General features: G+C 38.9%; 16 protein-coding genes. 9 read left to right on the top strand and 7 right to left on the bottom strand.

Annotation, left to right across the window (positions count from 1 at the left end; all coding sequences use genetic code 11):
* Positions 1 to 170: 170 nt before the first annotated feature.
* Positions 171 to 1,814, bottom strand: a complete 1,644-nt coding sequence (locus tag J1N10_RS03635; protein ID WP_262325311.1) for a tetratricopeptide repeat protein — start codon at positions 1,812 to 1,814, stop codon at positions 171 to 173.
* Positions 1,815 to 1,983: 169 nt separating this feature from the next.
* On the opposite strand from J1N10_RS03635, the gene J1N10_RS03630 reads away from it, so the two are divergent.
* The 7 genes from J1N10_RS03630 (at position 1,984) to J1N10_RS03600 (ending at position 7,861) form a co-directional block, all read left to right on the top strand.
* Positions 1,984 to 2,433: a GNAT family N-acetyltransferase gene (locus tag J1N10_RS03630; RefSeq protein ID WP_262325310.1), complete on the top strand. Its 450-nt coding sequence runs from the start codon at positions 1,984 to 1,986 to the stop codon at positions 2,431 to 2,433.
* A 46-nt stretch (positions 2,434 to 2,479) separates the two neighbouring features.
* Positions 2,480 to 2,704 carry a hypothetical protein gene (locus J1N10_RS03625; RefSeq protein WP_262325309.1) on the top strand — a complete coding sequence of 75 codons (225 nt, stop codon included), beginning with the start codon at positions 2,480 to 2,482 and terminating at the stop codon, positions 2,702 to 2,704.
* Between the two features lie 54 nt (positions 2,705 to 2,758).
* Positions 2,759 to 4,318 (top strand): sensor histidine kinase, encoded by a 1,560-nt coding sequence (locus J1N10_RS03620; RefSeq protein ID WP_262325308.1) that lies wholly within the window; start codon positions 2,759 to 2,761, stop codon positions 4,316 to 4,318.
* Positions 4,315 to 5,004 (top strand): response regulator transcription factor, encoded by a 690-nt coding sequence (locus J1N10_RS03615; RefSeq protein WP_262325307.1) that lies wholly within the window; start codon positions 4,315 to 4,317, stop codon positions 5,002 to 5,004. The genes J1N10_RS03620 and J1N10_RS03615 overlap by 4 nt, the downstream gene beginning before the upstream one ends.
* A gap of 312 nt (positions 5,005 to 5,316) precedes the next feature.
* Positions 5,317 to 5,682 carry a hypothetical protein gene (locus tag J1N10_RS03610; RefSeq protein ID WP_262325306.1) on the top strand — a complete coding sequence of 122 codons (366 nt, stop codon included), beginning with the start codon at positions 5,317 to 5,319 and terminating at the stop codon, positions 5,680 to 5,682.
* Between the two features lie 77 nt (positions 5,683 to 5,759).
* Complete coding sequence (locus J1N10_RS03605) at positions 5,760 to 6,833, top strand: beta galactosidase jelly roll domain-containing protein (protein ID WP_262325305.1); 1,074 nt, start codon at positions 5,760 to 5,762, stop codon at positions 6,831 to 6,833.
* A 2-nt stretch (positions 6,834 to 6,835) separates the two neighbouring features.
* Positions 6,836 to 7,861 (top strand): glycoside hydrolase, encoded by a 1,026-nt coding sequence (locus J1N10_RS03600; RefSeq protein WP_262325304.1) that lies wholly within the window; start codon positions 6,836 to 6,838, stop codon positions 7,859 to 7,861.
* A 147-nt stretch (positions 7,862 to 8,008) separates the two neighbouring features.
* Here J1N10_RS03600 and J1N10_RS03595 read toward each other — a convergent pair whose 3' ends face one another.
* Together J1N10_RS03595 and J1N10_RS03590 are read right to left on the bottom strand one after the other, a co-directional pair.
* Entirely contained in the window at positions 8,009 to 8,608 is a 600-nt protein-coding gene (locus J1N10_RS03595) for a DUF1287 domain-containing protein (RefSeq protein WP_262325303.1), read from the bottom strand.
* Between the two features lie 111 nt (positions 8,609 to 8,719).
* Complete coding sequence (locus J1N10_RS03590) at positions 8,720 to 9,445, bottom strand: hypothetical protein (protein WP_262325302.1); 726 nt, start codon at positions 9,443 to 9,445, stop codon at positions 8,720 to 8,722.
* A gap of 242 nt (positions 9,446 to 9,687) precedes the next feature.
* Between J1N10_RS03590 and J1N10_RS03585 the strand changes: the two genes are divergently transcribed.
* The gene (locus J1N10_RS03585; RefSeq protein ID WP_262325301.1) at positions 9,688 to 10,134 is read left to right on the top strand and encodes a MarR family winged helix-turn-helix transcriptional regulator; all 447 of its coding nucleotides are present in this window, start codon (positions 9,688 to 9,690) and stop codon (positions 10,132 to 10,134) included.
* 5 nt (positions 10,135 to 10,139) lie between these two features.
* A complete protein-coding gene (locus J1N10_RS03580; protein WP_262325300.1) occupies positions 10,140 to 10,649 on the top strand; it encodes a DUF2269 family protein in 510 nt (169 codons plus the stop codon).
* A gap of 22 nt (positions 10,650 to 10,671) precedes the next feature.
* Here J1N10_RS03580 and J1N10_RS03575 read toward each other — a convergent pair whose 3' ends face one another.
* From J1N10_RS03575 to J1N10_RS03560, 4 genes are all read right to left on the bottom strand, one after another.
* Positions 10,672 to 12,147 (bottom strand): hypothetical protein, encoded by a 1,476-nt coding sequence (locus tag J1N10_RS03575; protein WP_262325299.1) that lies wholly within the window; start codon positions 12,145 to 12,147, stop codon positions 10,672 to 10,674.
* Positions 12,148 to 12,150: 3 nt separating this feature from the next.
* Complete coding sequence (locus J1N10_RS03570) at positions 12,151 to 12,696, bottom strand: RNA polymerase sigma factor (RefSeq protein WP_262325298.1); 546 nt, start codon at positions 12,694 to 12,696, stop codon at positions 12,151 to 12,153.
* Positions 12,697 to 13,434, bottom strand: coding sequence for a hypothetical protein (locus tag J1N10_RS03565; RefSeq protein ID WP_262325297.1), 738 nt, complete (start codon positions 13,432 to 13,434; stop codon positions 12,697 to 12,699).
* A 275-nt stretch (positions 13,435 to 13,709) separates the two neighbouring features.
* The gene (locus tag J1N10_RS03560) at positions 13,710 to 14,420 is read right to left on the bottom strand and encodes a 2-phosphosulfolactate phosphatase (protein WP_262325296.1); all 711 of its coding nucleotides are present in this window, start codon (positions 14,418 to 14,420) and stop codon (positions 13,710 to 13,712) included.
* Positions 14,421 to 14,481 lie beyond the last annotated feature (61 nt).

The raw sequence follows: 14,481 nt of genomic DNA, 5'->3' as shown, positions 1-14,481 counted from the left end.
CATCCATCAACAAAAAGGAAATTAAAGCAAAACCCAGACTGCAACAACCAACTATTCGATATCATATGGAATATCGCAGATAGAGAGAGAGAACAGAGGAAAGCCCAATTCATTTGCAAATGCCAATCCGACGAGAAATCCAACTATTAGAAAGCTACATATGGCAGCATTTATAGCTCAGATAAATACTTAATTAAGTTGATATCAGTATTGGTTAAACCTAACTTCTTACGTATACGTGATCGTTTAACCTCCACACTTTTGGTACTCTGATGGATTAATGCTGATATCTCTTTTGAATTCATATTGAGCTTTAAGAAAGCACATATCTTTAATTCCGATGGTGTTAAATCAGGTGCTATTTTCTCCAGTTTTTTATAAAAGTCAGTATGTACATTCTGGAAACGTAGCTCAAACTCTTCCCACACTTCGGGTTCGGCTCCTCCCTGTAAATCAAAGATAATACGTTGAATGGCATCTTTATTTTCAGTTTTCATTTTGGTTTTCAACCTTAAGAGCCTTTCCGACACATTATTAATAAGCTCGTGTTTCTTTAACAAGTACATCACATTGGTTGTCAACTCCCTGTTTTTCAACTCCAAATCCTTCTCCAGGCTTTCTTTCTCGGTATGTACACGCTTAGCCCGGCTACGCCACAGGTTATACAAAAGCACAAAAACAACCAGTAAAAATGCTACAATACCAAGCAAAGAATAGATGGCAACCATATGCCTGTAGTTGGCTTCTGCCCGTTCTTCGCGCATCTCATTAAAATCATATTCCAACTGCAAGCGGGTTGTTTTTTCAACCACCGATTCGTTAACAATTTGCCGTTTTGTATCGTAGTATTTTTTCAACGACGCATTGGCCTTTTTGTAATCTCCTTTTAGTTCTAATATTTGCGATTGCATCTCATAGGCTTCTTCCATAAAGCTTAACGATTCAACACGTTCAGCATATTTAACAGCCTCATCATTGGCTTGCTGTGCGCTGTCTACTTCTCCAACCTCCAGAAAATATTTAGTCAACAAATTATAAGAGCTCGCTATGCCAACCAGGTTATTGTCCTTCTGACGAACCTGCAGGGCCTCAAGCATCTGAGCATGCGCCTTACCATATAGCTTTTGACGTAAATAGGCATCTGCCATATTATTGTGGGCAATACCCTGCTGTTCTAAATCATTATTTTTTTGAGATTGATCCAGTGCTTTGGTAAAATACTCAATGGCCGCCGAATAGTTCCCCTTCTCCAGATACACACTCCCAATATTGATGTAAAATATCTGAATCTGCTTCATGTAGATATCAATACCGGCATCCAGTAATTTTGAATTCAACTGCAAGGCTTCATTAAAGTGCTGCAAGGCACCGTCATAATCTTCCAGTTCGAAATGCACCGCACCAAGATTGAGCTCCAGTCCTACAACGCGCATTTCATCATCATTTTCTTTGAGCACGGCTTTCGACTGAAGAAACATCTCCATCGCCTTATCATATGAGCCGGATCGCAAAAAAACTACACCCATATAACTTAAAGCACGCGCTTTAACTTCATAATTTTTTAATTCCTCCGATTCAAGGTAAGCTTGATTAGCATACTCAAAACACTTTTTAATATCATTAAGCTCATACATTTGAGCTAATCTCATCAATAAGTTTACCTTATCAGCAGTTTCGTTACTTGAATTGTATTTTGTTAATAGACTATCTACTTTAAATTGATCCTGAGCTCTAACATGGAAGAAATTAGTTGCTATCAATAATATGACAATAGCATATATTTTACCTGATACACCTTTAAACCTTTTATCCATTATTGTTATGCTTATTTACTAAATGTCCATTGGCTAATCATAAACTGTGCCAACAGCTCCAAAGTCGTTATACAATTCCCCAAGCCTTAGACTAATTTTTGAGGTTAAGGTTGCGTCCACTGCTAAAAGATTTTATATTCAAAAGCTAATTTAAGTATGAATATAAGAAATGAATATAACAATCAAGTCTTTTAACGAATTAAATTTAAAAGAGTTATACAACACACTTCAGCTACGAGCCGAGATTTTTGTAGTGGAACAAAATTGTGTTTATAATGATTTAGATGGCAATGATGAGCTGGCTTATCACCTTTTTGCCATTGAAAATAAACAAGTGGTTGGGTATGCAAGAATGTTACCAGAAGGAACGCGCTTCTCGCATACATCCATTGGTCGCTTGGTAGTACACAAAGATTTTCGTTTTAAAGGATTAGCCAGACAAATAATGCATGATGCCGCTCAATGGATTTTTGACAACTGGAACGCAGAAGTGATTCAGATTAGTGCCCAAAAATACCTGAAGGCATTTTACCTGAGTCTGGGTTATGAAATTATCTCAGATGAGTATTTGGAAGATGGGATTCCGCATTTGAAGATGGAACTCAAAAAAAGCAATTAGCTAACAGCTAAAAATAATTTGTACTTTTAAAGTCAAACGGATTAAAATGAAAGATCAGAAAGCCATATTACATAAATGCCTAAAACATGACTGGCCAGCCTTTGTGATTGCCGGAACCGATGTATGTGCTGTGGAAACCATGGAAGCTTACCTTGAAATTGCCAGGCAAAAAGGGTGCAACAAAGTATTTTTGGAGGATATGCAACTGGTGATAGACGAGATGAAACAATTTCAGCACGAAGAGCCGGAACATATTAAAGTGCCGGATTAAATTGTTACAACTAATAACTAAAACACTTTATTGCCAAACCCATTAAAAAGATTAATGTCAAACCGCTTTATTATAAAACCCTGGTTAATTGTTGGATTACTTTTAGTGATCCCAACCTCCTTATTTACGGCCATTGAGTTATTAACTCTAAATGACCAGGAGGAAGTGATTGAATCGATTTACACAAAACAGCTAGAGTCGGTATTATTCTCCATCAATCAATACACTGATGATATCGCCAATAACTGGATTGACAACGTCTATAAAAATATCAATCTAAAGGATCACGCTAGTACAAGTGAAATAAAACTTAATGACAATCAGAATGTTAAGTCCTTTGTGTTGCATCCTATAGATTCTACCTCTCTTAAACTGGATAAGTTTATTATTGCCAATGATACCTTAAAAAGAGAAATTATCAATCAGCTGCTGGCACATACCAAGGAAATTGATCAGCTCAAACGTTACATCAAAAGTGGCTACCGCAAAGTGATTGGCATCGACCTGGAATACCAGAAGCATTTGACCATGCTGGTATTTATTACTGAAAATGATAAAACCACCTATCTGAATATACTGTTATTGGATGCACAGCACTTTATCAGCAATGCGCTATCACCGCGCATTCAAATGGCGGCTGGAGATGACTTGGTAATTGTGGTACGCCACAGTAAAACCAATGAACTGATGGCATCCAGCCTATTGAATGAAGCCCCTGACGAAGTAGTGAAAGAACAAGCCATATGGTTGTTACCAGATTACTCCCTTGGTATTTTACCAGTGGGTATTAGCATCTCTGAACTAGCCAACAAACGTGCCACCCAAAATATTGGATTGCTTATTCTGGTTGATATTTTATTGATAGTTGGTGCCTGGTTATTCTACCGCAATGTTAAACGCGAACTACATTTGGCAAAAGTGAAATCTGATTTTGTCTCCAATGTATCTCACGAAATAAGAACACCATTGGCGCTGATAAGTATGTATGCTGAAACACTGCAGTTGGGTCGTGTTAAAGATGAAACAAAGCGCAATAAATACTACGACATTATTTATCGTGAGACGCAGCGTTTATCGAGCATTGTGAATAATATCCTTAACTTCTCGCGCATTGAGAGTGGACGCCAAAAACTGACCTTCGCCACCATTGAACTAAACGATATCGTTGATGAAGTGGTAAATAATTATCAATACCATTTTAAAGAAAGAGGCTTTGCCATTAATATTGATACAAACAATGGACTTGAACCTATTTATGGAGACCAACAAGCTATTACCGAAAGTTTGATTAACCTGGTTGACAACGCCATGAAATACAGCGCTGACGTAAAAGAAATAAGGCTATCAACAGGTACCAAAGGCCAGTATCAATACATTGAAGTAGCTGATAAAGGCCTTGGCATATCGGCTAAAGAACAAAAACATATTTTTGAGAAGTTTTACCGTGTTACTAAAGGTGCATTAGCTCACCATGCCAAAGGTTCAGGCCTGGGCTTAAGTATTGTGATGCACATTATCAAAGGTCATAATGGTAAAATTGAACTGGAAAGTACAGAAGGAAACGGTAGTTGTTTCCGCATATTATTACCAATCAACAAACTTAACAAACAATGAAGCGAATATTAATAGTTGAGGACGAGCCGGATATGCAATCGGGCATTAAAGACAATCTTGAGTTTGAAGGCTATGAAGTAGATACAGCTTCTGATGGAAAAGAAGGATTGGTTAAAATACTATACAACAACTTCGATTTGGTGTTACTGGATGTGATGCTGCCACTTATGAGTGGTTTTGATGTATGTAAAAAAGTACGTCACGAAAACAACGATACGCCCATCATATTTTTAACCGCCAAAGGCGAAGAAATTGACAAAGTTATTGGTCTTGAATCAGGAGGCGACGACTACCTAACGAAGCCCTTTAGCTTGCGCGAATTATTAGCGCGCGTCAAAGCTGTTCTGCGCCGAACTGAGAAGAAGGAAACAAACACGGCAGCCAGCAACATAGAAATTGGCCGGCTAAGCGTTGATTTTGACACCTACACCGCAACAGTAGATGGGCAACAAGTAAAGATGACCAGCAAAGAGTTTGAAATACTACAATACCTGCTTAAACACAAAAACGCTACTATTAGTCGCGACAGCCTTTTGGATAATGTGTGGGGTTACGACTTTCAGCCAACCGCGCGCACCATTGATAATTTCATTCTTAAACTCCGCCAAAAGATTGAAGACAATCCCAATGAACCGGAGATAATCATTACCGTGCACGGGATGGGATATAGACTAGTCAGTAGTTAGAAGAAATTTACTGCTTGGTTATTTCTGTCGAACTGGTAAACTGGTGAATTGATGAACTGCAAAATTACTAATGGACTTAAGAGTTTAGAAGTTGTCGGGTTTAAACAGTAACTAATGAACTAGAAAACGATAGGTGATAACGTACCCTAACAGGAAACAGTTAACCAGTTCGACAATTCAGCGATTCGACATTATTCATGACAATTTGATGACAATTAATGACAACAGATGACATCCTTTTGACGATGCGGTGTTATCGCCCCTCTACATTTGCTTTTGTAATTGATTTACTAACCAAAAAACAATTGTATTATGAAAGCAAGAAATCTTTTTTCAGTATTGTTCATCTTAATCGGATTAAGTACAACCACTATGGCACGCACGCCAGAAGAAGTAGCTATGAAAAAATGTTGCAAGCAATTAAACAAAGAATTGCGCAGATCACTACGCGGACCTAGCTTTGATTATTTAAAACCTGACTGCTGCGAAAGTGTAACAGTTAAATTCAGAGTTGATAAAGACAACAAACTGATTTTCCACAAAATAATTGGTGAAGACGAGCAGTTGATGCAATATGTAACCGACACTTTGAAAGACAAGGATATTTATGCGGTTAACTCATCGCTTCAGGGCAAAATGATTCGTTTCCCTGTTAACTTCCAACATGTGGAAAAATAGAACTCCATTCGCCTGGATTTTTTCACGATTTTTGGAAAATTACCGATAATCCTTACTTTTAATCGTCGATAAATACTATGATCGCTAAAACACTAAAATACTTCGCTCTGATAACCATTCTGCTACTAGCTGGCAGCGCTTTAGTCAACTCCCAGATTCTTCAGGAGGAACAATACCTTGAAGGTAACTGGAAGTTTTCAATAGGCGATAATGAACAATGGAAAAACCCTGACTTTGACGATAGTCAATGGCAACATATACGTGTACCTGCCAGTTGGGAATCGCAAGGCTACAATGATTATAACGGCTTTGCCTGGTACCGAAAAACCATTCGTCTGGATATTATCCCTGACCACGATTTAATTTTACGATTAGGCAACATCGATGATGCTGATGAAGTATTTGTTAATGGTAAGCTGGTCGGTAAATCGGGTGGCATGCCTCCTAATACACAAACGGCATATGACAAACAGCGCCAATATACAGTACCAAGCGCCTATTGGAGAAGTGGCAAAAATGTGATAGCCATTCGTGTGTATGATTTTTACAATAATGGCGGCATACTAAGTGGTCCGGTTTCGCTTAATACCAACTTGACTAATAAACTTCTGTCCATCAACCTGGCCGGCACATGGAAGTTCGCCGTTCATAACCACAAGGATGCCGAGAAAAGCCATTACGACGATTCGAACTGGAGCAATATTAATGTACCTGCCTTTTGGGAAAGCGAAGGATGGGATGGTTTTGATGGTGTAGCCTGGTACAGAACCAGCTTTATACTTCCTCGCAAGCTACAAAACGAAGAACTGATACTTTTACTCGGTAAAATTGATGATGAAGATAAAACCTATGTCAATGGAACCCGCATCGGAGGTGTCTCTCCAGGTGCTACACGTTCATCATTGGCCAGAGGCATTAACGGCAGTTATCAAGCATATACAACCATAAGGGCCTACAAAATACCCAACTCTGTCGTTACAACCAATGGAAAAAATACGATTGCAGTACGCGTGGTCGATAGTGGCATTGACGGCGGTATTTATGAAGGACCTGTTGGCATTATGACCAGAGAACAATTCGAGCGATTTAAAAAACTGGTTAAGAAAGAACCCAACTACATGGATCAATTTTGGGAATGGCTAAACAACTAATTATGAAAAGGAAAATACTCCATATCACCACCATAGCCTTCCTCATTATATGTTTTGCAGCAAAAGGGCAAGAGGCACAAAACCTGCGCGATTATATGTCGTTAAACGGAAAGTGGTATTTCTCTATTGGCGATAATGCCGACTGGGCGCGCTACCATTACAATCACTTTAATTGGGAGCAGATACGCGTTCCATCCATGTGGGAGCACCAGGGCTTTAATGGGTACGATGGCTATGCCTGGTACCGCAAAGAAATTGACATTCCTAAAGAAGCAGAAAAACTAAGCCTGTGGCTCGACCTGGGCTATATCGACGACACCGACGAAGTGTATCTTAATGGTGAATTTATTGGTCGTTCAGGTCAATTTCCACCTAACTTTAAAACAGCTTATAACGGCCATCGTTTGTACAGGTTACCTGCGCAATACATCCGTTATGGACAATCGAATGTGATTGCCGTGCGCATATATGACAAGTATGGCGAAGGCGGCATCATCTCGGGTAATATCCGCTTACGTGCCGAGCTTAATCCATTACAACCAGACGTATCGCTGGAAGGAAAATGGAAATTTAAAACGGGCGACAAAAACTACTACAAAGCAGTAGCCTATAACGACAATAACTGGGACGAAATAATGGTTCCGGGTGCCTGGGAAGCACAAGGCTATGACAACTACGATGGCATTGCCTGGTATCGGCATACAATCACCTTGCCTGATCATTTAAAAAACCAGCCGCTCGTTATCCTGCTTGGTAAAATTGACGATGTGGATGAAGTCTATATCAATGGCGAACTGATTGGCCAAACCGGCGAGATTAATGACGATCTATTCTTTAACTATGGCGACGCCTGGAAAGCACTTCGAGGCTATACCATTTCGCCTCATTTATATCAGAATATTCAATCTATGACAATCGCCGTTCGCGTGCAAGACCGCACTCAAACAGGGGGCATCTACCAAGGACCGGTGGGTATTATTACATTGGATAAATACATTGAGTACTGGAACGGTAAGCGAAAAAAATAAGTACGTAGCTCAAAGTCCAGAGTCCGAAGAATTTTAACGAGATGTAAATAGTGAGGCGGATTACATAATTTCTTCTTCCCTTTTGCATTGAAGCAAAGGGGAAGTTCTACACCCCAGGTGTAAGGATGGGGTTCAGGTCAAAGATTATCATCTATTTAAATCACAACCAAACCTATAATGCCCAATCATTTTAAAGCTGAACAAGCAATCTTCCACTACCTGTCCTGCACCAATGTTGTGCACAATTAAATAACGTATGCCATCGGCAGACTTGTGATTAATTACAATACCAATATGGGTGAGTCCTCGTCCTAAATCCCAACAAACGATATCGCCGGGCAAGTAATCATGAGGATTTTGGCTTATAGTTAACTCTTTGCCAAAACGCGAGAAAAATACCATTAGATTGGGTACACGTCGATGGTCTATGTTTTTATCGGGGCTCGTTAAACCCCAGTTTTTAGGATACAACTCAAAATTATCACACATATCTTCGTGCACCAGTTGCTGCAGGTCAATGTTAAATTTCCGATAGGCACGAATCACCACATCGGTGCACACGCCCCGGTCGGCTGGCACATCGCCATTGGGGTAATCGAGTGAGAAGTACGACGGGTCATAAATGACTTTTTGCCTGGTGAGTGTTAAAGTTGAATCGGCTAATTGCAGTTGAAATGAAGATTGGGATAATAGCTGTTGGCTAACAACTAAAACAAACAGGGTGAAGCATATGCGAGTAACGTTCATAGTTGAAAGATATAAAAAACCAGGTAGGATTTGAAATCGTGTCTGAAACAAAAAAGCGCCCCGGTCGTTACCAAAGCGCTTTTTACCTAATTGATTCAGATACTATGTCGATTAATCATCATCTTCTTCATCATCTTCATCTATATCGAATGAATCTTCGATGGCATCTTCAAACTGCTCCAATATGTTGTCGTTTTTGTCTTTCGTAATTAAAATACTACCATCTTCCTCGGTTATAGCACCCGAAAAATCAATAGCGGCCACTAAGGTTTTTAAATTACCCAGGTTTAAATCGATAAACAGGCGTGAGTCGGCTCCATCAAGTGTATAGCCATTTTCGTATTCTAGCTCTATTTCCAATTTTTCTTCACTGATAATGGTAAACGGTGTTCCTTCGTAAGTACCAGATGCCACAATCGTATTGTTGGTCATTTCAGCTGGCTCCTCTTTGTCATATTGCTCAAATTCGAATTCAATTTCTTCATAAATGGCATTTGGCACGTTAACACTAGCCAAATCAATACCTGTAATAGCATCGGCCGATAATAAATCAATTAAGAAAGGACCTTCCAGCTCCACATCGCTAAAAGTTGGTGTTCCTTCAGGCAACACATCTTCCATATCATCGTTGATATCAAATTCAATTTCGCCTATGCAGATGTTGAATTTCTCCAATACAAAAGATTCTGTAGTGGTGGCATCACTTTTTAAAGCAGTCTGGCTGGTTTTTAAAGCTACTTTAACACGGCTCATATCCGTATTGTTATCATCATCGTTACAGCTGACTAATACTAACACACTTAGAGCTAATAAGAATAGGTTGCTTACTTTTTTCATAATAATAGATTTTTTGTTTTACTTCTTTTCGTTACTCTATTATCATGACGAAAAGATAGATTTGGAGGTTGGAACGAATCCATCCTTTTTTCGATTTTTTATACAAGGGAAAACCTCTTTACTGCATAAACGACTAATAATCACGAGTTGCTCATGCTGAGTTATTATAGGAAAAGTCAAAACCAAAATATACTTGTCATGACAATTTTATTTTCTATATTTGTCATGACAAGTATACTCCAATGAATAAAGTAGATTTAGAAACTTCAGTAAATCATCATATCGCACTAAGCGCCATTATGATAAAACGCGTTTTCTTTAAAATATTGAGTGAAAATGAATTAACCATTACTCCTGAGCAGTGGAACGTACTTTATCATCTCTCCGAATCAGGAGGCTTTACGGTTGGTGAGCTTAGTAAATTGACTTTTAAAGATTTTGCTAATATTAGTAGAATAACTCAAAAACTTGAAGTAGCTGGTTTAATTAAAAAGCGAAGAGACGATGCCGATAAACGGGTTTTCAAGTTATTCATAACCGATTCGGGTATGGCAATAATCGAACAACTTCATCAATGTGCTTTTGAATCGACAAATATTGCCCTTAAAGGAATTGATGCCGATAACAGAGAAGTTATGCTAAAAGGCCTTAAACAAATACTCATCAATACGGATACTTTCTTAAAATAAAACAAATGGCACAACTAACATTAAAACATAAAAAATGGTTAAAATCCATCCATATCATTGCAGCCGGAATATGGATAACCACAGGACTTGTAATGTTTCTAATCCATTTTATGGGTGATGATTTATCATCTGGTAGCCAACTTTACCTGCTAAATAAAATTATCTATTTTATTGATATGAACCTACTTGTTCCTTCTGCAATAATTTGCCTTTTAACAGGTTGGATATATTCTCAATTTACTCAATGGGGATACTTTAAACATGGCTGGTTAATTTTTAAATGGGCAATTACGGTTCTTATTATCGCCCTTGGAACTTTCTTTTCTGGTCCATGGATTGCAGAAACGGTCAAAATATCAGGAAAACTTGGCCTGGATGCATTGCAGAATTCCGAATACCATTGGTATGTCGAGAATCACTTATTAATGGGTATTTGCATGACTAGCACACTAATTATTGCTGTTTTTATATCAATATTTAAACCTAAAAAGTCTAAGAATTACAAAAGGCAATAGACAATGCAAAAATCATTCGACATTATTGGTACGAAAGCATCTTTCGCCGGCTACCTATAAAACCCAAATAATGGTCGATACCTACCTTAGCTCCCCAGCGATAGGCTATACCAATACGAAATTCAATAGAAGCGTTTTGGGTTTTATTGAATTTACCAGGTACATTAGCATCCCCTTTAAACACATTAGGCAAACCATATTTAACAGTCAAACCGGTTGATATTTTAACAGGTCCACGGTTGCGCAGCTCAAACTCCTGCCCTAATATCACCCCATAGTCGAGCGAGGCATATTGCATTGATGCATCCTCTGTCGTTTGCGAAATAGTTTCAGAGGCCGACTGCAGATGCGCCACATAAACACCACCAACATTTCGCCTAATTATTTTATCGCCAAACAAACTGTGCTTAGCATTGTGCTTTATGGCCAGTTCGCCAGCCAGGTAATCGAGCTGAGTTTCTTTATGCACATACTCGCCATAATTGTACACATGAGAATTTTGTTTACTTGTAGAAGACAGGAACACGTTGACACTGGCAATAAATTTTTGATTGATGGCATACTGCACATTCAATCCAATATCGGGCTGAAAGGTAACGTCAGAGCTATTCATGCCTGATGGCGAAAAACCATCTATGGTCTCGGCGTTGAGCAGATATGTATTTTTCAAAGCAGTTACCACACCAGTAGTCCAACGACTATCTTTTCTATCGAAAACCAATTCCTCTTTGCTATTTTGAGGAGCCAGCGGTTTAAGCAATTCAATCCAACCCTGATTAACTGTGCTATTATCGGGTAATACTAATGCAGGATTTAAAACAAATGCATGTTCAATACCTATAGACGCCTGCTTTCCTTGTAATAATGCATTGCTGTTAGTTATAAAAAAAGAGCCTGATGCTAACATTGGGGAATGTATTGTAGTGTTGCTTTCTTGGTTGCAATCGGGCAGTGCACTTTTTATCGCACCAGACTCTTCACGTAGTAATATATTTTGCTGTCTTTTGACAATGTCGGCTGAGTCAGATTGAATAAGTTCATCATTTCCAGCCTCTCTAATTTCTCGACTCTTTAATTCAATTTTAAGCGAATCACTTACAACCGACCTATTAACTCGGGTTGATTCTTCAGTATGACGCAAACTAATGCCAGATGGTTGCGTCACCTGCTCGGTAAAAAAATGCATCACTGCTGTCAGTCCAACTATCAACAGGACAATGGCCGCCATCAACCAATATCGAATAGTAGGTAATAGTGGCTTTTTCTTCGATTCATCCAGTTCATCCGAAATAGCCCCCCACACTTCATCAATGTCCAATTCATTTTCAAGACCTCTCCATACCTCATCAATCATCCGATGTTCATCGTCATTCAGATGTATTTCAGAGGCCTCAGCATCCAGTTGAGCCGACAGATTATTCCATACATCATCAGGAGCTTCAGTAGCTTGCTGCTCCAAAAGCCTTCGGTAGTTTATATGGAAATTCTTTTTACCCACCTTCTACAATTCACTCATTATTTGTTCATTCAACAACTTGCGTGCTCTACTAAGCTGCGATTTCGATGTTCCTTCACTAATATTCAGCATTTCAGCTATCTCTTTATGGCCATAACCTTCAATGGCATACAGGTTAAAAACAATACGCGCACCATCGGGCAAACGCTCCACTTCCCGCAGTAAATCCTGACAAACCATTGGGTCTGATTCCTCCTTAATAGGCACACTCAACTCGTTAATATCATCAATACGCAACATGGCATCTTTTTGCTTTTTCCGGTAGGCATCGATGGCTGTATTTGTAATGATTCGCCTAATCCAGGCTTTTAACGCCCCTTCACCAGTATATGCTTCAATGTTGCGAAATACTTTTAAAAAAGCATTCTGCAAAATATCCTTGGCCGCGTCTCTGTCGGGCTCATAGGCCAGACATATTCTCAGCATTTCGCCGGCATATTTGCGGTACAGTTGTTCCTGCGATTTTCGCTCATGTTTTCTGCAGCCTTCAACCAATTGCATATCGTCTACCATCATTGCTACAGTCAACACCTATTTGATAACCACTTTTAATGTACTTTGAATCCTGAAGGCAATAATCTCATACAAAGTCTCGTTTTCGTCTTCTGAAATTTCTATGAAATCACTCGATTCACTATCACTTATCTCGGCCTCTTCCATTGATTCGATGGAGATACTTTGCATCGCATAATAAGGGTCGATTAGTAACTGTGCTGAATATGAATTTTCTGAGCTCAGAATGATATCGCCATAACTACTTTCATTTTGACTGCTTGCACGCAACTGCTCATCCTCGTCAATGATGATATAAATCGGTATTTGTTCACCTTCAAGGTTTGTATATACACCTGTCAAAATCAATCCGCCCTCTTCCAGATCCTCAGTCTCCGAGTCATCATCATCCCCATCAATTTCATCAGTTTCAATTTCATCGAGCACAAAACGCCACTGCATATTGTTATAAATACCTTGCGGAATATCAAACTTTTTAATGATGCCCACCGAGTTATTTTGAAACTCAATTGGCCCGATATTATTATCTTCCTCTGTTGCAAAATGAACATCACCACCTTGTTGCCTCTGTCCGTCAAACAATATTTGCTCAAACATGACACAACCTTTGTAAAAAGTAAAATAAGATGATGACCCTTCAGCTAATGCGACCTCAAGATTAACCCTAACCGGCTCGGTAAACTCTTTCTTTTGACATGAAATGACAAGCAACGAAACCAGCAATATTATAATGAAAATCAGTCTATTTATATACATTATGCTATCTCTCCTTACTAAATGACGATACGACTTGTGAAATGGTTGGAATGGCCTACAAACTTTTTTGGCGCCTACAAAGAAGTTAACACCACAAGGATAATGGCAATGCTTAAAAAAAGAAATGATGTAACTCAGGTTGAGGATGAAAGAATGTGAAATGCAGAGATAGGTGTCTGTAGGATGTGTATTTCAAAAGAAAATCACAGATTGATTTTTACTAATCATGTGAAGCTATCGCATTTAATTTGTACTCGGTATTAAACCCTAATAACCTATCCAACTATTCGATCTCCACTCCATTCAGGAACAATATCACAAACATTGGTTTGGAAACAATAATCTAAATCCTGTTGATACCCTTTTTGCCTGAGTACATTATAGTGGTATCCTTGGGCAGCAACATTATGAATATTTTGCTGATGCGACTCGTAAAGCGCTTTTATTGACAGGGCAAAATCAGATAATCTAATATTGCTATGTTGTTGCTGAAGCAAATGAATAATTCGCCCGGCACATAAAGCATCTTCCAAAGTATATAAGCCGTTGTTGCCTGAGCACACCAACACAATGTCCTGTTTCTCTTTTAACTGATTGACGATGGCTTTGTCGTTTAAAAAGGAGGCAATGTAAAGTTCTTTTGCCAATAGCGAATTATGAATAGCCAAAGTACCGTTAGTGGTTGTCATCACTACAACTTTACCTTTTACCACATCAGGCGTATATGAAAGTGGTGAATTACCATAATCGAACCCTTCAATTAGTTCAGCGTGGCGCTCACCTCCCAATAGCACTTCACAACCACTCGACTTTTTTATTTGAAAGGCTTCATCAGGCGACAAAACAGGAACAACCGCCTTGGCTCCATTGCTTAAAGCTGTTACCATCACTGATGTTGCGCGTAATACATCAATCACCACTACTGTTTTATTTTTGACCTGCTCTTCTGTTACTTGCTGAGCGGTAGCAATTACTTCAATCTTCATAATTTATTTTTGTTGAACTGGTTAACTATTGAATTGCCTATTTGTTAATCTGCTAATGTGA

Origin of the sequence: Carboxylicivirga litoralis (genome assembly GCF_025499605.1) — a bacterium.
GTDB lineage: Bacteria > Bacteroidota > Bacteroidia > Bacteroidales > Marinilabiliaceae > Carboxylicivirga > Carboxylicivirga litoralis.
Note: the sequence above shows the minus strand (reverse complement) of the source record. Positions and strands in the feature narration are given on the sequence as shown.